General features: G+C 64.8%; 18 protein-coding genes. 8 read left to right on the forward strand and 10 right to left on the reverse strand.

What is annotated here, in order from left to right:
* Positions 1–50: 50 nt before the first annotated feature.
* Genes phbB through Z164_RS0107390 form a run of 8 tightly spaced genes read right to left on the reverse strand, consistent with a single transcriptional unit; the run spans position 51 to position 10,227 of the window.
* Entirely contained in the window at positions 51–803 is a 753-nt protein-coding gene (gene phbB, locus Z164_RS0107355) for an acetoacetyl-CoA reductase (protein WP_024890062.1), read from the reverse strand.
* Positions 800–1,261: a phasin family protein gene (locus Z164_RS0107360; RefSeq protein WP_024890063.1), complete on the reverse strand. Its 462-nt coding sequence runs from the start codon at positions 1,259–1,261 to the stop codon at positions 800–802. The genes phbB and Z164_RS0107360 overlap by 4 nt, the downstream gene beginning before the upstream one ends.
* Positions 1,262–1,305: 44 nt before the next feature.
* Positions 1,306–2,430, reverse strand: coding sequence for an ABC transporter permease (locus Z164_RS0107365; protein WP_024890064.1), 1,125 nt, complete (start codon positions 2,428–2,430; stop codon positions 1,306–1,308).
* Between the two features lies 1 nt (position 2,431).
* Positions 2,432–5,179, reverse strand: coding sequence for a ribosome-associated ATPase/putative transporter RbbA (gene rbbA / locus Z164_RS0107370; protein ID WP_024890065.1), 2,748 nt, complete (start codon positions 5,177–5,179; stop codon positions 2,432–2,434).
* Positions 5,180–5,182: 3 nt separating this feature from the next.
* Positions 5,183–6,262 carry an HlyD family secretion protein gene (locus Z164_RS0107375; RefSeq protein WP_024890066.1) on the reverse strand — a complete coding sequence of 360 codons (1,080 nt, stop codon included), beginning with the start codon at positions 6,260–6,262 and terminating at the stop codon, positions 5,183–5,185.
* Between the two features lie 16 nt (positions 6,263–6,278).
* Entirely contained in the window at positions 6,279–7,715 is a 1,437-nt protein-coding gene (locus tag Z164_RS0107380; protein ID WP_024890067.1) for an efflux transporter outer membrane subunit, read from the reverse strand.
* A 36-nt stretch (positions 7,716–7,751) separates the two neighbouring features.
* Positions 7,752–8,516 carry an enoyl-ACP reductase FabI gene (gene fabI / locus Z164_RS0107385; protein WP_024890068.1) on the reverse strand — a complete coding sequence of 255 codons (765 nt, stop codon included), beginning with the start codon at positions 8,514–8,516 and terminating at the stop codon, positions 7,752–7,754.
* A 1-nt stretch (position 8,517) separates the two neighbouring features.
* On the reverse strand, positions 8,518–10,227 hold the full coding sequence (locus Z164_RS0107390; protein ID WP_236621771.1) for a PHA/PHB synthase family protein: 1,710 nt from the start codon (positions 10,225–10,227) through the stop codon (positions 8,518–8,520).
* Between the two features lie 471 nt (positions 10,228–10,698).
* On the opposite strand from Z164_RS0107390, the gene Z164_RS0107395 reads away from it, so the two are divergent.
* From Z164_RS0107395 to Z164_RS0107410, 4 genes are all read left to right on the forward strand, one after another.
* On the forward strand, positions 10,699–11,343 hold the full coding sequence (locus tag Z164_RS0107395; RefSeq protein WP_024890070.1) for a TetR/AcrR family transcriptional regulator: 645 nt from the start codon (positions 10,699–10,701) through the stop codon (positions 11,341–11,343).
* Positions 11,344–11,405: 62 nt separating this feature from the next.
* Positions 11,406–13,394, forward strand: coding sequence for an esterase/lipase family protein (locus Z164_RS0107400; RefSeq protein ID WP_024890071.1), 1,989 nt, complete (start codon positions 11,406–11,408; stop codon positions 13,392–13,394).
* Positions 13,391–13,555 carry a hypothetical protein gene (locus Z164_RS22765; protein WP_160170684.1) on the forward strand — a complete coding sequence of 55 codons (165 nt, stop codon included), beginning with the start codon at positions 13,391–13,393 and terminating at the stop codon, positions 13,553–13,555. The genes Z164_RS0107400 and Z164_RS22765 overlap by 4 nt, the downstream gene beginning before the upstream one ends.
* A gap of 230 nt (positions 13,556–13,785) precedes the next feature.
* Positions 13,786–14,505, forward strand: coding sequence for a Crp/Fnr family transcriptional regulator (locus tag Z164_RS0107410; RefSeq protein ID WP_024890072.1), 720 nt, complete (start codon positions 13,786–13,788; stop codon positions 14,503–14,505).
* Between the two features lie 293 nt (positions 14,506–14,798).
* Here the strand turns inward: Z164_RS0107410 and Z164_RS0107415 are convergent, their stop codons facing one another.
* Entirely contained in the window at positions 14,799–15,866 is a 1,068-nt protein-coding gene (locus Z164_RS0107415) for an AraC family transcriptional regulator (RefSeq protein WP_024890073.1), read from the reverse strand.
* A gap of 106 nt (positions 15,867–15,972) precedes the next feature.
* On the opposite strand from Z164_RS0107415, the gene Z164_RS0107420 reads away from it, so the two are divergent.
* The 4 genes from Z164_RS0107420 (at position 15,973) to Z164_RS0107435 (ending at position 20,667) form a co-directional block, all read left to right on the forward strand.
* Positions 15,973–16,791: an SDR family NAD(P)-dependent oxidoreductase gene (locus tag Z164_RS0107420; protein ID WP_024890074.1), complete on the forward strand. Its 819-nt coding sequence runs from the start codon at positions 15,973–15,975 to the stop codon at positions 16,789–16,791.
* Between the two features lie 55 nt (positions 16,792–16,846).
* A complete protein-coding gene (locus tag Z164_RS0107425) occupies positions 16,847–18,319 on the forward strand; it encodes a flavin-containing monooxygenase (RefSeq protein ID WP_024890075.1) in 1,473 nt (490 codons plus the stop codon).
* The gene (locus Z164_RS0107430) at positions 18,316–19,134 is read left to right on the forward strand and encodes an SDR family NAD(P)-dependent oxidoreductase (protein WP_024890076.1); all 819 of its coding nucleotides are present in this window, start codon (positions 18,316–18,318) and stop codon (positions 19,132–19,134) included. Before Z164_RS0107425 ends, Z164_RS0107430 begins: the two co-directional genes overlap by 4 nt.
* A gap of 150 nt (positions 19,135–19,284) precedes the next feature.
* On the forward strand, positions 19,285–20,667 hold the full coding sequence (locus Z164_RS0107435) for an outer membrane protein transport protein (RefSeq protein ID WP_043689566.1): 1,383 nt from the start codon (positions 19,285–19,287) through the stop codon (positions 20,665–20,667).
* Between the two features lie 194 nt (positions 20,668–20,861).
* On the opposite strand, the gene mobH is transcribed toward Z164_RS0107435, so the two are convergent.
* A complete protein-coding gene (mobH, locus tag Z164_RS0107440) occupies positions 20,862–22,733 on the reverse strand; it encodes a MobH family relaxase (RefSeq protein ID WP_024890078.1) in 1,872 nt (623 codons plus the stop codon).
* Between the last annotated feature and the right edge of the window lie 285 nt (positions 22,734–23,018).

Below are 23,018 nucleotides of genomic sequence, written 5' to 3' on the forward strand. Positions count from 1 at the left end.
CGTGGGAGACGGGAAAAAGGGCACCGGACCGGGGCGATCCGGCGATTGCATCAGTACATGTGCTGGCCGCCGTTCATCGACACGTTGCTGCCGGTCATGAACGCGGCGGCATCGCTGGCGATGAAGGCGACCAGTGCCGCGATCTCGTCGGGCCGGCCCAGGCGCCCCACCGGAATGCCGGAGACGACCTGCTTGACGACGTCTTCGGGCATCTGCGTGACCATGCTCGTGGCCAGGTAGCCGGGCGACACGGTATTCACCGTCACGCCCTTGCGCGCGACTTCCTGCGCCAGCGCCTTGGTGAAGCCGTGGATACCGGCCTTGGCGGCGGAGTAGTTGGTCTGCCCGAACTGCCCCTTGCTGCCGTTGATCGAAGAGATGTTGATGACCCGCCCCCAGGCGCGTTCGAGCATGCCGTCGATGAAAGGCTTGGTCACGTGAAACATCGAATCGAGGTTCACGCGCAGCACGGAATCCCAGTTCTCCTTGCTGAGCTTGCGGAACGTCGCATCGCGGGTGATGCCGGCGTTGTTGACGAGGATGTCCACGCGATGGCCATCGGCATGGATGCGTTCGGCCATGCGCTGGCACGACGTCCAGTCCGCGACGTCCACGTCGTAGGAATGGAAGGTGTAGCCGCCCTCAAGTTCCTTCTGAAGCCAGGCATTGGCGGCTTCGTCGGTGCGCGAGTGGGTGACCAGCACCCTGTGGCCTGCGTCATGAAGAGCCCGAGCGATGGCTTCACCCAGCCCCCCCATGCCGCCGGTCACCAGGGCCGTGCGTTGTTGGGCTGTTGCGTTCATGCCTTCTTCTCGCTTGTGTTGCTGCCGCCGCTGGCCATTGACGCGGCAGCCGTCCAGCTATCGGTCCACTGCTTGAAGAAGTCCTGCACCGGCAGTCCATTGCCAAGGTTGCCGACCGTCTCGCCCACCGACTTCTGCCAGGCTTGCAGCGCCTGCTGCAGGCCGCTCGCGAACGAGGTCTGGTTCTTCAGGGCGATCTGGTTGACCAGTTGCATGTCGCCCGTGCGCTTCTGGAACAGGCGCCAGAACGACTCGCTGGGTAGCGTGACGAGCGCCTGCCAGTTGCCCGCGCGCATCAGCCCCTCGATCTCGGCGGTGGTTTCGGCGATGTTTTCAGCGCTGGCGCGCTGCACGGCTTCCAGCCATTGGTGGCCGGACTCCTGCAACAGGCGGGTGATGCGCAATTGCAGTTCGACGTTGGCCTTGTACAGATCCAGGGATAGCGTTTCGGTGCTCACGTGATTTCCTTTTGAGTGATGAAAACCCCGGTGCGGGGCAGTACCTATGCCATCTGACCGATAGCCTTGCGAAAGCGCCGAAGCGACAGCACGAACAGCACCGTGCCGATCACGAACAACGCCAGAAAGGGTTTCCAGACCACATCCAGGCCCGCCCCGCGAAATAGGATGGCCTGGCCGAGATCGACGAAATGGGTGGTCGGCGTGAGCAGCATCAGGTTTTGCACGAGCTCGGGCATGCTCTCGCGCGGCGTGGAGCCACCGGAAAGCATGTTCATGGGCATCAGCGTCAGCATCAGCAGCAGCCCGAACTGCGGCATGCTGCGCGCGAGCGTGGCCATGTAGATGCCCAGCGAGGTCATGGCGAACAGGCACAGAACGGCGCCGCACAGAAACAGCGTGATGGAGCCTTCGATGGGGACGTGAAGAAGGCCACGGATCACCAGGTGGATCGACATGGCGGTGGCCAGCAGCACCACCAGGCTCATCGACCAGATCTTGGAAATCATGATCTCGCCGGGCGTGACCGGCATGACCAGCAGATGTTCGATCGTGCCGTGTTCGCGCTCGCGGATCAGGGCGGCGCCGGTCAGGATGATCGAGAGCATGGCCACTGAGTTGATGATCTCGGCGATGCCACCGAACCAGGACTTCTCCAGCGTGGGGTTGAAGCGCGCGCGCAGCGCCAGATCGACGGGCAGCGTCTGCGCAGGGCGGTAGCGCTGCACGAACTCGTTGATCTCGCCCATCACCACCTGCTGGATGTGGCCGTTGCCGGAGAACGCCTGGCTCATGCGCGTGGCGTCGATGTTCAGTTGGAACTCGGGATTGCGCCCGGCCAGCACGTCGCGCTGGAAGTTCGGCGGGATGTTCAGCACGAAGGTGTATTCGCCGCTGTCCATGCCCGCATCCATCTCGCCGAGCGTGATCATCTTCGGGCGCACGAACTCGGGTGGATAGAAGGCCGACGCGATGCGCGCCGACAGCGGCGACTGGTCCTCGTCGACGATCGCAATCGAGGCGTTGTGCAGGGTTTCGGGCAGCGCCGTGGCGGCGGTGTAGATCGACGCGGTGAAGACGTAGACGATCAGCACGAGCATGATCGGGTCGCGCGCCAAGCTCCACAATTCCTTGCGGCCCAGGCGCAGAATGTTCTTGATCCTGCGCATCTCAACGCTCCTGCTTCTTGAGCAGCGCCACTGCGGCGGCCAGGATGACCGGTACGGCCGCCAGCATGGGCCACAGCGCGCTTTGCAGATCGGAGAAATCCAGAGCCTTGCTGAAGACGCCGCGGCTGATGTTGAACATGTGCGTGGCCGGATAGATCTCGCCGACGACGCGCGCGGTGCCTTCCATGGACGACACGGGGTTGATCAGGCCCGCCAACTGGATGGCTGGAAGCATGGTGCCGATCATGGTGAAGAACATCGCCGCGATCTGACTGCGCGTAATCGTCGAAGCAAGCAGCCCCATGCCGGTGGCGATGATGCAGAAGAAGAACGTCGCCAGCGACAGCGTCATGAAGCTGCCGGTGATGGGCACGCCAAATACCGTGACCGCCAACAGGCTCATGCTCAGAAAATTGATCATCGCCAGCAAGACGTAGGGCAACTGCTTGCCGAGCAGGAACTCGGTGCGGGTGACTGGCGTGACGTACAGGTTGATGATCGAGCCCAGTTCCTTCTCGCGCACGACGGCCAGCGCGGTCAGCATCGCCGGCAGCATCAGCAGCAGCAACGGCACGACCGCGGGGACCATGGCCTTGAGGCTTTCGATGTCTGGGTTGTAGCGGTACCGCGGCTGGGCGGTTGCCGGCCCGGAGGTATCGGCGCCCAGCCGGATTCTCGCCTGTTCGGCCAGCCAATGCTGGTGCATGCCCTGCACGTAGCCCTGAATGGTCTCGGCGCGCGTGGGCATGGACCCGTCGATCCATGCGCCGACTTCGGCGTCGCGCCCTCGCAGGACGTCACGCCCGAAGCCCGGCGGAATCTCGACCGCCAGGGAGATCTCGCCGCGCCGCATGCGCCGGTCCAGGTCTTCGTAATCGGCCAGCGGGGGTTGCTCCAGGAAGTACCGGGAACCGGCCAGGTTGAGCGTGTAGTTCTGGCTGATGCTGCTTTGATCTCGGTCGAGCACGGCATAGCGCAGGTCCTCGACGTCCATGGAGATACCGAAGCCGATCACGAACATCAGGATCAGCGAACCGGCGAGCGCCAGCGTGGCGCGCACCGGGTCGCGTCGCAGTTCGAGCGCTTCGCGCCAGCTATAGCTCAGCAGCCGTTGCAGACTGAACGCGCGGCGCCTGCCTGGGTGCGGCGCGGCCGGCGCGGGCGCGGGTTCAGACACGGGTGCGGGCGTCGCTGCGTCGGACTGGCCGCCGCTGGCCTCGACCAGATAGCCGATGAAGGCTTCTTCGAGCGTCCTGGCGCCGCGCTTTTCCACCAGTCTGGCCGGCGCGTCGCTATCGAGCACCTTGCCGGCGTGCATCATCGACATGCGGTCGCAGCGCGCAGCCTCGTTCATGAAATGGGTCGAGATGAAGATGGTGACCTTGTCGCGCCGCGACAGCTCGACCAGCAGGCGCCAGAAGTTATCGCGCGCGACGGGATCCACGCCGGAGGTCGGTTCATCCAGAATCAGCAGATCGGGCTTGTGCACCATCGCCACGGCCAGCGACAGGCGCTGGCGCATGCCCAGCGGAATGGCATCGGGCAGGCGATCCACCACGTCGCCCAGCCCGAAACGCTCGACCATCTCGTCCACTCGCGCCTGGACTTCGCTTTCCGGCACGTGGAACAGCTGCGCATGCAGCACCAGGTTCTGCCGGACGGTCAGCTCGCCATACAGCGAGAAAGCCTGTGACATGTAGCCGACGCGGCGGCGCGTGTCGATGTCCTTGGGGTCCACTTCATGGCCGAACAGCCAGGCCCGACCTTCGGTGGCGGGCAGCAGGCCCGTCAGCATCTTCATCGTGGTCGACTTGCCGCAGCCATTGGAGCCGAGAAAGCCGAAGATTTCGCCACGGCGGATGCGGAAGGACACGTGATCCACCGCAGTGAAATCGCCAAAGCGCATGGTCAGGCCCTGCGCCTCGATGGCGATGTCGTCCTCGTCGGCTTGCAGCGGCGGGATCGTCACCGGCTCATGCCCGCGCGTCTTTTCCGACGGCAACAAGCGGATGAAGGCCTGTTCCAGGTCGGCGCTGTCGGTACGTTCCAGCAGTTCGGCGGGCGTTCCCGTGGCCAGCACTTTGCCGTCGTCCATCGCCACCAGCCAGTCGAAGCGCTGGGCCTCGTCCATATAAGCCGTGGCCACCAGCACGCTCATGTTGGGACGATCGATGCGGATGCGGTCGATCAGATCCCAGAACTGCGCCCGCGCCAGCGGATCGACGCCGGTGGTCGGCTCGTCGAGCAGCAGGAAATCTGGGTCGTGGATCAGGGCGCAACACAGGCCGAGCTTCTGCTTCATGCCGCCGGAGAGCTTGCCGGCGGGACGATCGAGGAAGGGATGCAGGCCGGTGCTGCGGGTCAGATCGTCGATGCGCCGGCGCCGTTCGGCCGCGCCGTGGCCGAACAGGCGCGCGAAGAACTGCAGGTTCTCCTCGACCGACAGCGTGGGATAAAGGTTCTTGCCCAGCCCCTGCGGCATGTAGGCGATGCGGGGGCAGACGTCGTCGCGGTGCGACTTCTGCGACATGTCCCCACCCAAGACTTCGATGCGTCCCTCCTGCATGGCGCGCGCTCCCGCCAGCAGCGACATCAGGCTGGACTTGCCCACGCCGTCAGGACCGATCAGACCCACCATGCAGCCGGCGGGCACGTCCAGACTCAGATCCTCGATCGCCACGGTCTTGCCGTAGCGCAGCGTCACGCTGGATATCTGTGCGACAGGCTCGGTGGCTTGAGGGGGCGTCATGGACTACTCCGCCAGCCGGGTCGTCAGCGCCGCGGGCCAAGGCGCTTGCGGATCGAGCTTGACCCATGCCACGCCGGGCAGGCCGGTCTTGACCTGCTCCAGATGCTCGCGCAGCAATTCCGGCGGAATCTGTGCCCTGATGCGAAACATCAGCTTCTGGCGTTCCGAGGCCGTCTCGACCGTCTTGGGGGTGAACTGCGCGACGCTGGAGACGAACGAGACCTTGGCCGGAATCGGCAGCTCGGGTGCTGCATCCAGCACGATGCGCACCTCATTGCCCAGGGCGACGCGACCGGCGAACTCGCTGGGCAGGAAGAACGTCATGTAGACGTCGGACAGGTCGATGACATTCAGCACACGGCCACCCGCCCCAAGGACTTCGCCGGGTTGCGCCACACGAAACTGCACGCGCCCATCGCGTGGGCTCTTGAGTTCGCTGTCGCGGATGTCGGCCTCAATGCGGGCCACTGTCGCCGTGGCCGCCTCGACTGCCGATCGAGCGCCCACCAGTTGCGCCTTGGCGGCATTGACAGCGGCCAGCGCCGCATTGGCCTGGGCCCGGGTCGCGGCCAGGGCGGCTTGTGCGCCACGCACGGCAGCGCGGTCGTCGTCCAGTTCCTGGATCGAGGCCGCCCCCTCGCTGGACAGCGTCTCCGAACGTGCCCGCCGTCGTTGCGCCGCATCCAGTTCGGATTCGCGTTGGCCGACCAGGGCCTGGGCAGCGACGGCGTCGCTCTCGCGTAGGGCAACCTGCGCCTCGGCCGCGGCCACGTTGTTCTCCGCCTGGCGCAGCGCCGCCACGACCTCGTCGCGCTGTGCGCGAAGGGAGTCCAGCTGCATCGTGACCAGCGGCGTGCCGGCGGCGACGAAGTCGCCTTCGCGCACCAGGATGTCCTCTATGCGGCCCGGCAGTTTGGTGGCTACGTCGATTTCGGTGGCCTCGATGCGGCCGTTGCCACTGACGAAGCCGTCGCCTGGGCCGTTGTCCGACAGCGTCTGCCATGCCCACCAGGCCAGCAGGGCGACACCGACGACCGCGGCAGCGATCAGGAGCTTCTTCTTCAGGGAGGGGGAGATATCCATGTGCGATCCGGGACGATCAGGGAGTGGGGACGGAAGTGCCGCCGCCGAGGGCGGCATATAGCGCGACTTGACTGGATAGCAGTGCGCGCCGCGCCTGCACCAGTTGCTGTTCGGCCGCGAGCAGGTCGCGCTGGGCGTCCAGCACTTCCAGATAGGCGGCCGATCCGTTGTCGTAGCGCAGCTGCGCCAGCCGCGCGCGCTCGGCCTGCGCGTCCAGGGCGGTGCGCGCGGTCTGCAGCTGTTCACCCAGCCAGCGGCGCGCGGCCAGCGCGTCGGCCACCTCGCGGAATGCGGTCTGGATATTCTTCTCGTACTCGGCCACGGCGATGTCGCGGCGGATCTGGCTCAGATCGAGGTTGGCGCGGCGGCGGCCGCCGTCGAAGATCGGCAGCGACAGCACCGGCGCGAAGGTCCAGGCGCGGCTGCCGGACTCGAACAGGCCGTCGAGTTCGGCGCTGGCACTGCCCCAGGTGCCGGTCAGCGCGATGCGCGGGAAGAACGCCGCGCGCGCGGCGCCGATGTTGGCGTGGGCGCCGCGCAACGCATGCTCGGCGGCGGCGATGTCCGGCCGCGCCACCAGCAGGGTCGAGGGCAGGCCGGGTGCCAGTTCGGCCAGAACCAGGGTTTCGTCGAAGGGGGCCGCCTCCGGCAACGGCCCCGGATGCGCGCCGATCAATTGTCCCAGCGCGTGAAGCTGGCTGGCGCGCGCCAGTTCCAGTTGCGCCAGCAGCGCCTGCGCCTGGGTCAGCAGGGTTTGCACCTGGGTCAGTTCCAGCTTCGAGGTTGCGCCGACCTCGTGGCGGCGGCTGAAGATGCGGTAGGACTCCTGGCGCGTTTCGACCGTGTGCCGGGCCAAAGCGACGCGCTCGTCCAGTTCGCGCAGGCCGTGGTAGCCGTCGGCGACCTGGGCGACCAGCGCCAGTTCGACCGCGCGGCGCCCGGCATCGGTGGCGAGCCACGCCTGCAGGGCCGATTCCTTCAGGCTGCGCACGCGTCCCCACAGATCCAGTTCCCAACTGCTCAGGCCGACTTCGGCGCGGTACTCGCCGCTGACCACCGATTGGCCGGTGAGGTTGAGGTCGCCCGGTACGCGCGCACGCGCGCCCTGGGCGCCGATCCCGATCCCGGGGAACTGGTCGGCGCGCTGGATGCGGAACGCCGCGCGCGCCTCCTCCGTGCGCAGCGCGGCGATGCGCAGGTCGCGGTTGTTGGCCAGCGCGGTCTCGATCAGGCGCTGCAGCGCCGGGTCGCGGAAATAGTCGCGCCAGGGCAGCGTGGTGGCGTCGACGCCCGGGGCATCGGCCGCGACGTAGCCGAGCCATGCGTCGGGCACGGGAAGCGGTGGCGTTTCGTAGCGCGGCGCCATTGAGGCGCAACCGGCCAGCGCCGCGGCGAGAAGACCCGCACAGGCCCGGGGCAGCAGGGGGGTCGTCCGGGGGGGGGAAGAGGTCATGGTCGGTATCGGCTCGGCACGTGCGAAAGGGGCTGGCTAGTTGAGGATGTGGTAGCCGCCATCCACGTACAGCGTGGAGCCGGTGATGGCGCGGGCGCCGTCGCTGGCGAGGAAGGCGCACAGCGGGCCGACGTCGTCGGTGGACAGGGTTCCGCGCATCGGCGCCCGTGCCGCGCTGTCGGCGACCAGGGCATCGAAGGCGCTCAACCCGGAGGCGGCCCGGGTCGGGATGGGGCCGGGCGAGATGGCGTTGACGCGAATGCCGGCGGGGCCGAGTTCGGCGGCGAGATAGCGCGTGGCCGATTCCAGCGCGGCCTTCACCGGCCCCATGATCCCGTAGTGCGGAATCACCTCGGCGCCGCCCAGGTAGCTCATCGTGATCAGGCTGCCGCCGTCGGGCATCAGCGGTTCGGCCAGGCGCGCCAGGCGAACGAAGGAATGGCAGGAGACGTCCATCGCCAAGCCGAACCCCTCGCGCGAGCTGTCGGTCACGCGGCCGTGCAGATCCGGCTTCGGCGCGAAGGCGATGGAATGGAGCACGAAGTCAAGCCCCCCCCAGCGCTCGGCGACCTCTTCGAACAGGGCCTGCATTTGGCCGTCGTCCTGCACGTCGAGAGGGCGGCGGATCTCCGCGCCCAGCGCATCGAGCAGGGGCTCGACATGCGGCCGCGACTTGTCGGAGTGCCAGGTGCCGCCGAGCGTGGCGCCGGCCGCATCCATCGACTTGGCGCACGACCAGGCGATGCTGTGGTGGTTGGCGATGCCGATGATCAGGCCCTTCTTGCCGTCGAGGATGCCCACGTCACTTCTCCATGACGTAGCGACCGGGGGCGTCGTCCACGGCCTTGTAGCCTTTGGCCGGTGCGCCGGTGGCCGGTGGCTTGACGGGTTCACCCGAGCGCTTCCGCAGCCAGGCGACCCATTCCGGCCACCACGAGCCCTCCTGCACCTGGGTGGTCTGCACCCATTCCTCGGGAGACTGGTAATGGTTGCCGCCGGCCGGGCGGGTGCGCGCGCGGTAGCGGCGGTTCGGGCGGCCCGGCTCGCTGACGATGCCGGCGTTGTGCCCGCCGCTGGTCAGCACGAAGGTGATCTCCGCCGGCGACAGGTTGTGCAACTTGTAGACCGAGCGCCACGGCGCAACGTGGTCGGTCTCGGTGCCGACGCAGAACGTCGGCAGGGTGATGCCGCCCAGCGACACCGGCCGCCCGTCCACCGGGTAGCGGCCTTCGCTGAGGTCGTCATTGAGGAACAGCCGGCGCAGGTATTGCGAATGCATCTTGGCCGGCATCCGCGTGGCGTCGGCGTTCCAGGCCATCAGGTCGTTCATCGGCCGGCGCTCGCCAAGCAGGTAGACGTTGACCAGCTTCGACCACAGCAGGTCGTAGGAGCGCAGCATCTGGAACGCGCCGGCCATTTGCTCGGCGCGCAGGTAGCCTTTTTCCTGCATCTGCGCTTCAAGCAGGGTCACTTGGCTTTCGTCGATGAACAGCGCCAGTTCGCCGGGCTCGCTGAAGTCGGTCTGCGCGGTGAACAGGCTCAGTGAAGCCAGGCGCTCGTCGCCGTCGCGCGCCATCGCCGCCGCGGCGATCGACAGCAGCGTGCCGCCGAGGCAGTAGCCGGTGGCGTGGATCTTGCGTTTGGGCACGATCGCGTTGATCGCGTCCAGCGCGGCGCGGAAGCCCAGGTCGAGGTATTCGTCCATGCCCAGGTCGCGGTCGCCGGCGTCGGGGTTCTTCCACGAGATGCAGAACACCGTGTGGCCCTGGTCGACCAGGTACTTGATCAGCGAGTTGTGCGGCGACAGGTCGAGGATGTAGTACTTCATGATCCACGCCGGGACGATCAGGATCGGTTCCGGATGCACCTTTCCGGTGGTCGGCGCGTACTGGATCAGTTCGATCAGCCGGTTGCGCAGCACCACCTTGCCCGGGGTGATCGCGACATCGCGGCCGGGCACGAATGCCTCCGTGCCGGCGGGCGGTCGGCCGGCCAGCCGGCGCTCGATGTCGTCCGACAGATACGCCAAACCGCGCAGCAGGTTGGCCCCGCCTTCTTCCACGGTCCGCTTGAGCGCCACCGGGTTGCTGGCCAGTTGGTTGCCGGGCGAGAACATGTCCAGCCATTGCCGCGCGGCGAAGGCGGCCACGTTCTCGTGGTGGCGGTCCACGCCGGCGACGCCGCGGGTGGCGCCCTCCCACCAGCGCTGGTTGAGCAGGAACGCCTGATGCCACAGGTTGAACGGCCATTGCCGCCATTCCGGCGCGGCGAAGCGGCGGTCCCGCGCCGGCGGCTCGACGCAGGCGCGCGCCTCGCCGGGGCCGGCCATCAGGCATTCGCGCAGGTATCCGGCCAGGGCCGAGGCCTGTTCGAGCGCCAGCGCCGCCAGTTCGGACTGCTTGCCGGGCGAGGCGGCCAGATGCGAGGCCCAGTCCAGCCACGCCAGCAGCGCCGACTGCGGCGAGACCGAGGCGAAGGCGTTGGCCATCGCGGCGCGCGCCTTGATGTCCATTGCGCTGGGGTCCAACGGTGCAGGGGGCATGCTCGGTTCAGACCAGTTCATGTTGTGGTGCAGCAATCATGAGGGCTTCGGAGGGGAGGAGCATTGATCCAAATCAAAAAACAACCTGATGGTCGGATGTTTCAATGGCAGGCAGGCCTCGACGCGAAATTCCCCGGTATCCCCCGCGTGGCTTGGACGGCATGGAAGGAGCGCCGCAAGCATGAAACAACTATTTGGTCGTTTTGTGTAGTATAGCACTCCCTTCTCACGACCTGATGATCGATTTCATGTCGACTCGTCCCGTGGACGGCTGCGAGGAGTGGGGTTCCGTCTCCCGGCCGGCCAAGAAGCGCCGTCCCGACAGCGGATGCCTGGGCGGGCCTGTCCAATGCCACCAGCAACCCTCCCGTCGGCAGCCTGCCGTTAACATGCTGTGTTTTGGCGACGCGAAGGCGCGTCGCGTCATCGAGAGGAAGCGCCTTGACCACCGCAGTCCGCCGGAAAACCCCAACGAGCAAGCGCCGTCGTCGCTACCTGCCGTCCGCCGAGCGCAAGCCGGAGATCCTCGATGCGGCGTTCGTCGAGTTCTCGAACCGGGGTTACACGTCCACCACGGTCGAGGCCATCGCCGCCCGTGCCGGGCTGTCGAAGGCGGGGATCTATGCGCACTACAAGAGCAAGGAAGATATCTTCGAAGACCTGCTGATGACGGTGTTGGTTCCGTCCGAACGGGGCGAAATCTCCCTGGACAGGGACAACGCGCTGGAATCGATCGTCGAATCCTATCTCGATGGCGTTTATCTCGCGCTGGAACAGCCGAAGACTCTGGCGACCTTCCGGCTGCTCGTGCTCGAAAGCCGGCGCATCCCTGCCGCCCTGCTCCGGCGCTGGCACGACAGGATCATGGCGTGCCAGTTGCTGAACGACCGGGCCCTCCTCGACGAGTGCATCCGGCGTGGCATCATCCGCCGCGGGGTGATGACGGACAGCCGGTTGCTGGTCGGTACCCCGGCCGTGAGCTGGATATGCCATCACCTGCTGTTCGGGGAAGACACGTTCATACCGCTGGCGGAGATGCGCCAGGATCACAAGCGCATGCTGATGGAGTTGCTGTCGCCGAGATAGTCGGCCACCGGCTCGCTGGCAATGGTGCCCGGGCGTCGCGCGGATGGATCCTGCGATCGGCCATGTTGGCGCTGGCGTCGCTGCTGCTGAGCGGTTGCGCGATCCTGCGCGAGCTCGGCCCGGCGGTCGAGATCGAACCGATGACGCCCGGCGAATACATCGCCCTCAAGCGCGGCGACATCCTCACCAGCGGCAAGTTCAGTGCCGCCACCCTGGAGACGATCCGCGTCGCGGGCCTGGATGGCGATGGCGAAGCCTGCACCAGGCCCGAAGCCGTGGCCTGCATCCAGACCCTAGCCGACGCGGCCGGCCTGTCCGACGAACGGCGACATTCGGCCCTGTCCGAACTGTGGTTGCGACAAGCCCAGTCTTTGCCCGCGGCCACGAAAGGCGTGGTGCCCGATGCCGGCGACGCGCGCATCGGCGCGTGGCTGGAGGTCGCCCGGCATGCCTACGCCTACCTGTTCTTCAGCGAACGCACACCCGGATCCCGCGCGTTCGAGGACCGCCAGACGCAGGTGCGGGACTACTACAACCTGGCGGTGCAGGAGGCGTCGTCGTTGTTGTTTGCCCGCCTGGAGCGAGGCGACAGAACCCCGGTCGACGGCGTACTGCGGCTGGGCGGATGGAACTTCCGCGCGGACCTGTCCGGCCTGCGCCTGCCGGGCCAGGGTGCGCAGTTGCAGGACCTGCTGCCGGCTTCGTCGCTGGGATTCGCCGGGTTGCGCAGCACCTACCGACGCGACGGTTTCGGTGCCGAACTGGTGGCGGTGATGGCCGACGACCCGGTCGCGTCCGTGTCGGGCGCCGATGCAGCGGGCGCCGGACGGCCTGCGCGGCCACCGGTCCCGCTATGGAGCGAAATACCGGAAACGGCGGTCACCGCGCTGCTGCGTTTCCCGGGCGAGAATCTCGCCCAGGTGTTGTCCACGCACGACGCCCAGCTCTCCGCCCACGATCCGTATCGCGAGGAAAAGATCGAACTGCACGGCCAGGATGTGCCCTTGGCGGCCAACTTCACTGCCGGTTATGGACTGTGGCTGGCGCGTTCCGGTTTTGCCCGCCAGTCGCTGCGGAGCCTGCTCGGCAAGGACCAGGGCATCGACCGCCCGCGCCTGTTCCTGATGCAGCCCTACGACCCCCAGCGTCGGGTGATCCTCATGGTCCACGGGCTGGCGAGCAGTCCGGAAGCCTGGGTCAACCTGGCCAACGAGTTGATGGGCGACAAACAGATCCGCCAGCACTTCCAGATCTGGCAGTTCTACTACCCGACCAACATGCCGATCCCGGTCAGCCATCATGCGATCCGCCAAACCCTGGCGGACGTGCTGAAGTATTTCGACCCGCAGGGCACGGCCCCGGCCTCGCGCGACATGGTGCTGGTCGGACACAGCATGGGCGGCGTCATCGCTCGGTTGATGGTGTCCTCGACCGTGGGGGATGGGTTGTGGAACCGGCTGTTCGACGGCCGCGCGCTCGATGACGGCAGGATGCAGCGTTTGCGTGAGCGAATCGGCCCGATGCTGCATTTCGAACCGGAGCCCGAGGTGGACCGGGCCATCTTCATCGCCAGCCCGCATCGCGGCACCGACGTTGCCGGCAGTCGCCTGGGCCGCTGGATCGGCGGTTTCGTGCGCCTGCCGCTCACCTTGCTGGAAGGCTTTGGCGACGTGATCCAGGATCTGGCGCATGCCGGCCAGGCGCAGGCCGCGCAGCCGCAGCCGAAGATCCCCAACAGCATCGACAATCTCGACAAATCCGATCCGTTCGTCCAGGCGGCTGCCGATTTGCCGATCTCCCCATGCGTGCATTACCACTCGATCATCGGTCACTACGACCCCGAGAAGCCGCTGGCCGAGTCCGACGATGGCGTGGTGCCCTACTGGAGTTCGCACCTGGACGGCGCCGAATCCGAAAAAGTCATCCGCTCCTTCCATAGCGTGCAGGAGACCGCGGCGGCGATTATCGAGATCCGCCGCATCCTGCACGAAGACGTCCTGGAGCACGGCAGCGCCCCGGCTGCGGCCGAAGCGGGGGTGGGATGCCGATGACGGTGAAGATCGATGCCTTCGTCGGCTTCACGCTGGCGATCCTGCTGCTGTACTTCTTCGCCGCTCTCGGCCTCAATACTGACATGCGCATGCTGGCACGCGGCGGGTGCCCGTTGCTGGGTGCCGTCGGCGCCGACGGGGAGGACGCTTCGGCGATCTAGCCCTCAATTCCGGCGAGCCGTAGAATTATCCAAAGACGGCCACTTCGCGTGGTCGTCTCCATCCCGGGTCAGTTTCAAATCGGCGCCGGCACGTGCAGCCCAGTTGCGGCCTCTGGGCCACATCAGCCCCTGCGCGCGCCACGGACCGTGATGGCGGGGACTTTTCGCAGGCCAAACGCCACATACTTAGGGCGACGTTCGCGGGAAAATATGTCGACAGAAAACCGATCATGGCAATGACCGCCCCTGGCACGACTTCGCCAGCAATTTCCTCCAGCCAAGACACCGACCTGGACCACTTGGACCACCTGCTGACGCCAAAGCAGCGCGCACGCCTGGAAAGCATTGCTTCGGCATTGAAGTACACATGCCGCGACCAGATCGTGTATCACCAGGGGCAGGTCGCCGACGCGCTCTATTTCCTTGATCTGGGCATGGTCGAACTCACCACCTACCAGAAGAGCGACGGCGACCGGCACATTGTCGCATTCTTGTATCCCGGCGACCTGTTCGGACTGTCCGAAGATGGACGCTACCTCAACACCGTGCGCACGCTGGCGCCAACCAAGTTGTACCGGCTGCCACTGGACGATCTGCAGCGCCTGCTGGTGCAGGACGCCCGGCTGCAACTGCTTTTCCTCGCCAAGGCCGCCCAGGAGCTACGCAAGGCACAACGCCAGAAGATCGTCCTCGGCCAGCGCGACCCATGCCGCCGCCTGGCTTCGTTTTTGCTCGAGTTCCTGCGCAGTAACCAGTACTACGATCCGGAAACCCGGATCGTTTCCCTGCCAATGAACCGCCGGGACATCGCCGACTACCTGGCGTTGACCCATGAAAGCGTGTCCCGGGCCCTGGCCAAGCTGGAAACCGAGGGTATGGTCCAGCGCCAGTCGCCCCGGCTAGTCCGCCTGAAGGATATGCGCGCGTTGAACGACCTTGCCACGTACTGAAACATCCAGGGGCGCCCGGCGGCCTTTCGCCGCTCGGTTCGGCAGCACCTCAGCCCCGTCAGGGCGCCATGATCCCGATGACCAGCGCCGCATTCTTGTCAGACTTGCCGGGCTTTGGTCTGCCTGGGCAATGAGGACTTGCCCCATCAATGCCTCCTTACCAGCCGCAACCCCCCCCCTTCGATGGTGAAGTTCGCGCGCGACTGACTGCTCCGCGCTCCTTTGACGGTGCAATAGATCGTCGCAACATCGAACTGGCGCCGCGGCGAATTGACGGCATCACCGGAAATCAACTATTTCCTGGCATCGGAATCTGCCTTGGTGGGGCGATGTGCATGTGATTGTTCTGTCCTTGTCGCGTGCAGCCTTTTCCATTGCAACGGAGATGTACCGTGGTATTCCCGAAAGGCCTTGGAGAACGCGGCCAAGTTTCGATACCCGAGCATGCCAGAAAGTCGCGTGATGTCGATGGACGAAGCCTGCAAATGCCAGCAGGCTGTCTGCATCTTCACCTCGTTGAGCAATTGCTTGAAATTCAGATGCTCGTCCTGCAGCCTGCGTTGCAGCGTGCGCGGGTGCATTTCCAGGAGTGCCGCGATATGTGGCAGTGAGTGCCGACGTGCGCCGATGGTTTGCAGGATGAGGCTGCGTACCTGCAGTTCGAGACTGTCCCGACAGCGTGCCAGGTGCTCGCGCAGGTAAGCGTCGATGCATTCGTCGTCTGCACGTGACACCGGTTGTACCGGGCACGCCAGCCACTTCTCGTCATAGACCAGGCAATCCTGTTCCTGGTCGAACAGCACCTCGCAGCCAAAATGCCGTTGGTACACCTTCAGTGGCGCAACGGGGCTGTGGCTGATCTCCACCCGCAGCGGCCACACACCTGGCCCGCCCAGTTCCTGTGCCAGCCGGGCGAAAGTCGCCAAGGCCATCTCCCGGTGCTGTTGCGCGCGCAGCGCTGGTGCGTGGAAGTGCTCGATCAGACGGATATGGGCCTGCTTGCCGTGGCACTGCATGCGCCAATGCTCGGCGGTGTGGTGCAAGGTGATGAAGTGCTGCGTGGTGACGAAGGCAGCGCCCAGGTTCGGCTCGCTCGCCAGCAGCTTGCCCAGCAGCCCGAGCATGACGATGCCTTGGTGCGAAGCGACGCGCATGCCGAAATCGGCACACTCCAGTTGCCGGGCAGCGTTGTCCAGCACGCGGATGACGCGACTCAGATCGACCAGGCAATCGCCCTCGTGCAGTGCAGCAAGTGACAGTCCGACTTCGTCCAGCAAGGTTGCCGGATCGCCGCCCAAAGTTGCGACTTCTTCCTCGAAGCCTGTCAGACAAGCTATCCGCACTTGGTACGAAATACCCATTTGTCACCCCTCCCTATCGTCCAAGTCGATCCTGTTGCTTTTGTCGTGAAATGACAAGTCTCTGATGCCGGTTGCGCGTAGCTTCCCCCGTCGGAGGAGGGAGACAATGAGAGACTTCAAGGGCAAGGTTGCCGTCGTTACCGGCGGCGGCGGGACGGGCATCGGCAATGCCCTGGTCGTGGAACTGGCGCGCGCCGGCGCGCAGGTCGCGTTCTGCGACATCGCCCATCTCGACAAGACCGAGCGCGACATCGCCGGCTTCGATGCACCGCATTTTGCCGCGACGGTGGACATGGCAGAGCGCAGCCAGATCGACGCCTTCATCGCCGAGGTGATCGCGCGTTTCGGCCATATCGACCTGCTCGTCAACAATGCCGGCATCGCCCTCGGCGACCGCGTGTTCGACGAACTCGGCGATGCCGATTTCGACAGGATCACCGACATCAATTACTGGGGCGTGGTGCATACCACCCGCCGTTGCTACCCGTCGCTGGTTCAGCGGCCCGAGGCGGCAATCGTTAATATCTCCAGTGCCCAGGGCATCCTCGCCTTGCCGTACCTCGTGCCCTATTGCACCACCAAGTTCGCGGTTCGCGGCTTCACCGATGCGCTGCGTGCAGAGCATCGCATCCGCGGCATCGGGAACGTGACCGTTCATACCGTACATCCGGGGCGCGTCGCCACCAACATCACGCTCAACGCCGACTATCAAGGTCCGTCATCGGGCAAGTTCCACGCCAATTTGCAGAAAGGTACACCGCCCGCGAAAGCCGCCAGGACGATCCTGCGCGGCGTCAGGCGCAACACGGCCCGCATCTTCATCAGCGACGGCATCGTCCATGACTGGCTCGCCCGCCTACTGCCCAATGCCTACATCCATCTGGTTCGCATGGAAATGCGACGTCAGGGCATCGCGCCGCGTTGATGCCGCCCCGTCGGCTCGGGACGGGAAAACAACCAATTTTGGGAGGGAAACGAGAATGATCGAATATGACGTCGTGATCGTCGGCGCCGGTTTGTCCGGCATCGGCATGGCGTGCCATCTGGCGCGCGAAGCGCCGGGCATCCGTTTCGGACTGCTCGAACGCCGGCAGCGCATCGGCGGTACCTGGGATCTATTCCGCTATCCGGGCATCCGCTCGGATTCGGACATGTTTACCTTCGGCTATGCCTTCCGCCTGTGGAAAAGCGACAAGACCCTGGCCGACGCCAACGCCATCCGCCAGTACGTCGAGGACACCGCCGCCGAATACGGGGTGCAGGACAAGATCCGCTTTGGCCTGCGCGTGACGAAGGCGAGCTGGTCGAGCGAACGCAATCAATGGACGCTGCATGCCCTGGAGGAGGCCTCCGGCCAAACGCACGAGATCTGCGCCCCTTTCGTCATCTTCTGCACCGGCTACTACAGCCATGACGCCGGCTACCAGCCTGAGTTTCCGGGCCGCGAGCGGTTCAGCGGCGAGTTCATTCATCCGCAGCATTGGCCGGAAGAACTCGACTACCGCGGCAAGCGCGCGATCATCGTCGGCAGTGGCGCCACCGCCGTGACCCTGGTGCCGGCGATGGTGCGCGACGGCGCCGGCCACGTGACCATGCTGCAACGTTCGCCCAGCTACATCATGACGATCCCGAGCGAAGACGCTCTGGTGCGGCTGATGCGTCGCTTCCTGCCGGAAGAGCGCGTGCTGGCACAGGCACGCACGCGCAGCCTCTGGATCCAGCGAATGATCTACAAAGTGTCGCGGCGCTGGCCAAAACTGATGCGCAAGTTCCTGCTGCGCAACGTACGCAAGCAGGTTGGGCCGAATGTGGACATGCGCCACTTCACACCGGACTACCAACCCTGGGACCAACGCCTGTGCCTAGTGCCGAACGGTGATTTGTTCCAGGTATTGCGCGAAGGCAAGGCCTCCATCGTCACCGACCGGATCGAAACCTTCACCGAACACGGCATCCGCCTGCAATCCGGCACGGAACTGGAAGCGGACATCATCATTTCCGCCACCGGCCTGCGCCTGGAAATCTTCGGCGGCACCGCGGTGGAAGTAGATGGAACGCCCGTCCAGATCCGTGATCGCGTTACCTACAAGGGTGTGCTGGCCGAAGGCGTGCCCAATGCCGGTTTCGTGTTCGGCTACACCAATTTGCCGTGGACGCTGCGCGCCGATCTGGTTTCCAGCTACCTGTGCCGGCTGTTGAACCACATGCGGGCGAACGGCTTTGCCCGCGTCACCCCGAATGCGCCGGCGCAGGTTCGGCTGGGGAGCAGCATCCTGGATTCGATGCAATCCGGCTATGTGCAGCGCGGCGATGCGGTGTTGCCACGCCAGGGCCGCGACGCGCCCTGGCGGGTGGTCATGGACTACAACTTCGACGGGGCCATGCTCGGCCAGCCGATCGAAGATGACGCACTGTCCTTCCAGGCGGAAGCCACCACGGAGACGACACGATGAACGCCTGGAACCACGCCATCGTCACCGGCGGCGGCAGCGGGCTTGGCCTGGGCTTCGCCCTGCGCCTGCTGCGTCGCGGTTGCAAGGTCAGCGTATTCGACCGCAACTTGTCGCAACCCGTGCGTGAACAACTGCTGCAAGCCGCGCAAAGCGGCAATGCCAAATTGCAGGATTTCAGTGTCGATGTCAGCGACTGGAACGGCGTCGAAACGGTGGTCAACGCCACCATCGAAACCTTCGGCAGCCCGGATTTGGTCATCCACTGCGCCGGCATCACCTTCAACCGAGATTTGAGCAAGACCGGCGCGGAGGATTTTCGCGAGGTGGTCGACATCAACCTGAAAGGAAGCTTCCACATTGCCAAGGCAGTGTTGCCGCACATGCAACCCGGCAGCCGGCTGGCATTGGTTGCCTCGATGGCGGGCCTGACCGGCAATTACGGCCTGAGCGCCTATGGTTCGTCCAAGTTCGGCGTGGTCGGACTGGCGGCGACGCTGCGCTACGAATACGAACCACGCGGCATCGGCATCAGCTGCATCTGCCCGCCGGAGGTGCGCACGCCGATGGTGGCGATGGAGCGCTCGCCTGGAAACCACGACGAAATCTCGTTGATTCTCAAGGATATGGCCGGATCGTTGGAGATCGATGAAGCCGTGGACGAGATGTTCGCGCGGCTTGGGCGCGGGCAGTGGATGATCATTCCCGGACGTAAAGCGAAGCTGGTTGCGCTGCTTTTCCGGTATTTCCCTGCATTGCACTTCGCTTCCGCCAAGTGGCTGGTGAAGCGGGCGATGTGCAGGCTTCAAGGCACATGACCCGGCCACGGAGTCACTGGCTAGGAGGATTTCGACCTGCAATGCGCGGGATAGATTCGCGCCGGCGCGACGGGAATTTCACGAGAGGAGGCGTCATCACAATCAGTTAGTTTGTTTCAATTTTCCATCCATACAAATGGCGGAGGGGCCATGAACATGTGGACGATAAAGAATGCGCTGGCCATGTCGGTTGGCGTGGCATGTGCGGCAGCGGGCGGTGTGGCTTATGGCTCGGCGCTCGATCGCTCGGGGCAGTCGCTGTTGGGATTCCTGGAACGGGGAAACTACTTCGAATTCGGCGGCTCGCTGCTCGACGCAAGCGTGAAAGGCGTGGACATGAGCGGCAATCCCACTGGCAATGTCGCCAACGCCTACAATTTTGTTGGGGCAACCATCAAGTTTCAGCCGTTCGACAAGGTATCGGTTGGGTTCATTTATGACGAGCCCTTCGGTGCCGCAGCCGAATACGAGGGGGAGAATGATTTCGTTACCAGTCCGACCGATGCGGTATTTGCGGGGCTGCCCGTGGTCACCGGCCCGAGCATCGTGTCGGACGGGCAGTTGGCGGCCTACGGACTGGACGCCGGGATTTCCGGAGGCACCAAGGTCGAGGTGGAAACCAGCACCCTTTCCGCAATCGTTGGGTATCAGCCGACGGAGAACTGGAACATTTACGGCGGCGCGGTGTACCAGAAAGTCGAAGGGAGCGTGAGATTGCGCGGATCGACGTATTCCATGTTCAACGGCTACGACATGAGCCTGCCTTCCACACACGAATGGGGCTGGCTGGCCGGTGTCGCCTACGAAATCCCCGACATTGCATTGAAAATTTCGTTGACCTATCGATCCGAGATCGACTACGACGCCAACATGCGGGAATCCTTGCCATTGGTCGCAGCGGTCGGCGCAAACAGCGCAGAACTTGGCGGACTGATCCAGCAATTGGTCCTGAACGGAAGCATCCCGGCGGAAACCGGGCAGGCCATCGGCGCTGCCCTCGGTAATTTGGCGGGGGGCTTTGCCGCTGGCACCACGAAGGTGGTCACGCCACAGTCGGTGAACCTCGATTTTCAGACTGGCATCATGGCCGACACGCTCCTGTTCGGCAACGTCCGCTGGGTGCAGTGGTCGAAATTTTCGATCCAGCCGGCGATGTTCGGTCAACTGGCGAAGGCGGTCGGCCCGGTGATCGGCAGGCCGGACGGCTTCAATCTCGACGATTATTCCAAGGATCAGTGGTCCGCCGACCTTGGCTTGGCACGCAGGTTCAATCAGGCCATTGTCGGTTCGGTGTCGGTCGGCTGGGATGGTGGTGCCGGCAATCCCGTTTCCTCGCTTGGCCCGGTCGAGGGGTATTGGAATGTCGGGCTGGGCGTTCGTTACAGCCTGACCCCGAAGGTCGAACTGTCCGGTGGCGTGAAGTACTTCTGGTTTGGCGACGCGGAGGCCCAAACCGGTGCGCACAGCTACGCGGGCGAGTTCAAGGACAACAACGCCGTGGCCGCGGGCGTGAAGCTGGGGGTACATTTCTAGGGGGCATCTTTGTTGCGGCCATTGGCGATCTTTGTACGCTGTTGTGCAGCCTTGGAGAAACTGGTGCAGTTCAAGCTCGAACTTGATTGGTCGAGAAAGTCAGTGGCGCCATTCCCGCGAAAGCGGGAATGGCGAGAAATCAGGGCTTCGTGGACGCGTCTGGAGCCTTGCTTGGCTGTTGCTACCTTCGGTGTCTAATTTTTGAGGGGAATAGGACTCAGAACGAGATACGGATTATTGGGAGGCATGTCTTGAAAAAGTACACCGGTATCGTCCAGAAGATAGCCATGCAGTCGCCGAGTCTTGCGTGGGCCGGTGACTTCACAGGTCCAGATGTTCAATCCGTTGGGTTGTTTGCGATGTAGCTGTAGCCGCTCGAAACGCTTCTGCACCCACTGCCAATCCTGCTGGCTCTCTTGCTTGGCCAGCGTCGCCACCTGCAGGTGTTCTTGTGCGTAGCGCTGGAACAGTCCTGGACTGACCAAGTATGCGGTATCGCTCACGGTATGCACGAGCGCCTTCGCATCGTTGATGATGAGCCGGCGCGAGGCGACTCCCTGTTTCAGCCACGCCATGAAATGCTCGCCGGATGGCTGCGCCGTCGAGGACGATGGTGCGGGTGCGAGTGCGGGCGACGGGGATGGAAATACCGCCATCGATGGCATGGGCGTTTCAGGGTGCGCGACAGGCACCACGTCCGCGGTGGCCAGCGCATCCTGCTGGGTGGCGGACGAATCGCCCATTCCCACCATCGCCAGCAGATCCTCCATGACGTCGGGCATGGCCTGGGCCAGGGGTGTAGGAATCGGGTCAGCAGTGCTGCCGCTTTCCCATGGCGGGGATTCCTGCTCTCCCGCGGTCGATTTCGCCACGACCTCCGGCGAGGATGCCGCAGCGGTATCCTTCTCGGCAGGTGATGTGTCGATCACTACCGTGCCCGCGAACGGCGTCGGCCGCTCGCCAGCCTCCCAGATCAGCGCGGGAGCGAGGCGCAGCAGCGTGAATAAGTGGGACCAGCCGGTGTTGCTGGTCACGGTCGCCCGCCAGACCGCCTTGCCGTCCAGTGTGGGCTGCAACATGCCGTGGTCCTGCAGCACGTTGAAGACGGCGGTGTTGTTCGCAGGAATGCCATCGATGCCCTGCGACAGCAGGTGGGCGCGCAGCTTGTCGGAGACCGTCTTGCTCACCAGCCACAGTGCGTCCTCGGTGAGCCAGCCATCGGAGGCCTCGGGCTGATTGAGTTTCAACTCTTCCTTGAGCAGATAGCGCAACCCGTCAAGCAGCTTGCGTTGCAGCGCGTGTTTCGGCGCAGCCATGGCGCGGGCCAGATCGCCGCCCAGTTCCTGGGCCACGGAAGCGCGGTCGGCCTGCACGACCAGTTCGCCCAGGACGCCGGCGTGCTCGTATTGCCCGGCCAGGACGTAGAGCAGCGGTGCCCACAGGGACGGATAGCCGCTGAGCCAGTCCAGGATGTGGCGATCGAGCAGTTGACGGTAGAGCAACCCCGTCGCGGCGCTGTGCAGCCGATACTCGCGGTCGTCGCGATAGCGGAATCGGTATGGCTGGAGCAGCGGGCCATGCCACGGATGCCACACAGAGCCGTCGGCCAGCTCGACGTGCAGATCGACGGCGATCTTGCCGATGTCATGGAGCAGCGCGGCATAGGCGACGGCGGCGGTCCAGGCCTCGGACTGCGCCGCCTGGTCTTCGGGACTGGCACCAATGGGCAGCAGATGGGACTGCCGCAGCTTCAGGCTGTAGGCGACGATTTCCAAGCCGTGGTCCAGCATGCCGCCGGGATAAGCGTGATGATGCGCCTCGGAAGCCGGGAAGGCCTGAACCAGCTCGGCGTAGCGTTCCAGCGGCGCCCCGTACAAGGTGGCGAACTGCTTGCGTGAGAGCGACGTACGCTGCCAGATGTGTTCCAGCAGCTTCTGTCGGCGCGGCGTAGCCAGCAGCGATGCGGCCGACTCGGGCCGCATCAACCCTTTCGGGAGGTCTGTGGCGGGTGTTGCCGACGGTGTGGAAGCGGCCGGGGGCCGTTTCCACTGAAACAGGGAGAGCATGTGGGCATCCTGGTGGCGGGCCGGCCGGGAGGCCTTTTTGCCTTTTCGAGGTAGGGCCTTTCCCCTTGCACCCCATTCCCTTGCCATTTCGGCCCTTTACAGCCTTTGGGTATAGGGCGACGGGTGCTGACCGTCCACCGCCAAAGCGGGTTGCGGCAGGGCCGGATTGATACAGGAAGGCGGGCTGTTCACGCCCTACGATGGCCCGATTCTTGGACTCGGGAGGACGCCATGGGAGCTTACCTTGACGAAGTAAGGGATTTTCCTTACGATACAGGCATCGCT

It is taken from the genome of Luteimonas huabeiensis HB2 (assembly GCF_000559025.1).
GTDB lineage: Bacteria > Pseudomonadota > Gammaproteobacteria > Xanthomonadales > Xanthomonadaceae > Luteimonas > Luteimonas huabeiensis.

Bases quoted from the DNA above. Each gene is read 5' to 3' on its own strand.
- phbB (WP_024890062.1), bottom strand. From the start codon at position 803: ATGAACGCAACAGCCCAACAACGCACGGCCCTGGTGACCGGCGGCATG.
- Z164_RS0107365 (WP_024890064.1), bottom strand. From the start codon at position 2,430: ATGCGCAGGATCAAGAACATTCTGCGCCTGGGCCGCAAGGAATTGTGG.
- rbbA (WP_024890065.1), bottom strand. From the start codon at position 5,179: ATGACGCCCCCTCAAGCCACCGAGCCTGTCGCACAGATATCCAGCGTG.
- Z164_RS0107375 (WP_024890066.1), bottom strand. From the start codon at position 6,262: ATGGATATCTCCCCCTCCCTGAAGAAGAAGCTCCTGATCGCTGCCGCG.
- Z164_RS0107380 (WP_024890067.1), bottom strand. From the start codon at position 7,715: ATGACCTCTTCCCCCCCCCGGACGACCCCCCTGCTGCCCCGGGCCTGT.
- Z164_RS0107390 (WP_236621771.1), bottom strand. From the start codon at position 10,227: ATGGACATCAAGGCGCGCGCCGCGATGGCCAACGCCTTCGCCTCGGTC.
- Z164_RS0107400 (WP_024890071.1), top strand. From the start codon at position 11,406: ATGTTGGCGCTGGCGTCGCTGCTGCTGAGCGGTTGCGCGATCCTGCGC.
- Z164_RS22765 (WP_160170684.1), top strand. From the start codon at position 13,391: ATGACGGTGAAGATCGATGCCTTCGTCGGCTTCACGCTGGCGATCCTG.
- Z164_RS0107410 (WP_024890072.1), top strand. From the start codon at position 13,786: ATGGCAATGACCGCCCCTGGCACGACTTCGCCAGCAATTTCCTCCAGC.
- Z164_RS0107415 (WP_024890073.1), bottom strand. From the start codon at position 15,866: ATGGGTATTTCGTACCAAGTGCGGATAGCTTGTCTGACAGGCTTCGAG.
- Z164_RS0107420 (WP_024890074.1), top strand. From the start codon at position 15,973: ATGAGAGACTTCAAGGGCAAGGTTGCCGTCGTTACCGGCGGCGGCGGG.
- Z164_RS0107425 (WP_024890075.1), top strand. From the start codon at position 16,847: ATGATCGAATATGACGTCGTGATCGTCGGCGCCGGTTTGTCCGGCATC.
- Z164_RS0107430 (WP_024890076.1), top strand. From the start codon at position 18,316: ATGAACGCCTGGAACCACGCCATCGTCACCGGCGGCGGCAGCGGGCTT.
- Z164_RS0107435 (WP_043689566.1), top strand. From the start codon at position 19,285: ATGAACATGTGGACGATAAAGAATGCGCTGGCCATGTCGGTTGGCGTG.
- mobH (WP_024890078.1), bottom strand. From the start codon at position 22,733: ATGCTCTCCCTGTTTCAGTGGAAACGGCCCCCGGCCGCTTCCACACCG.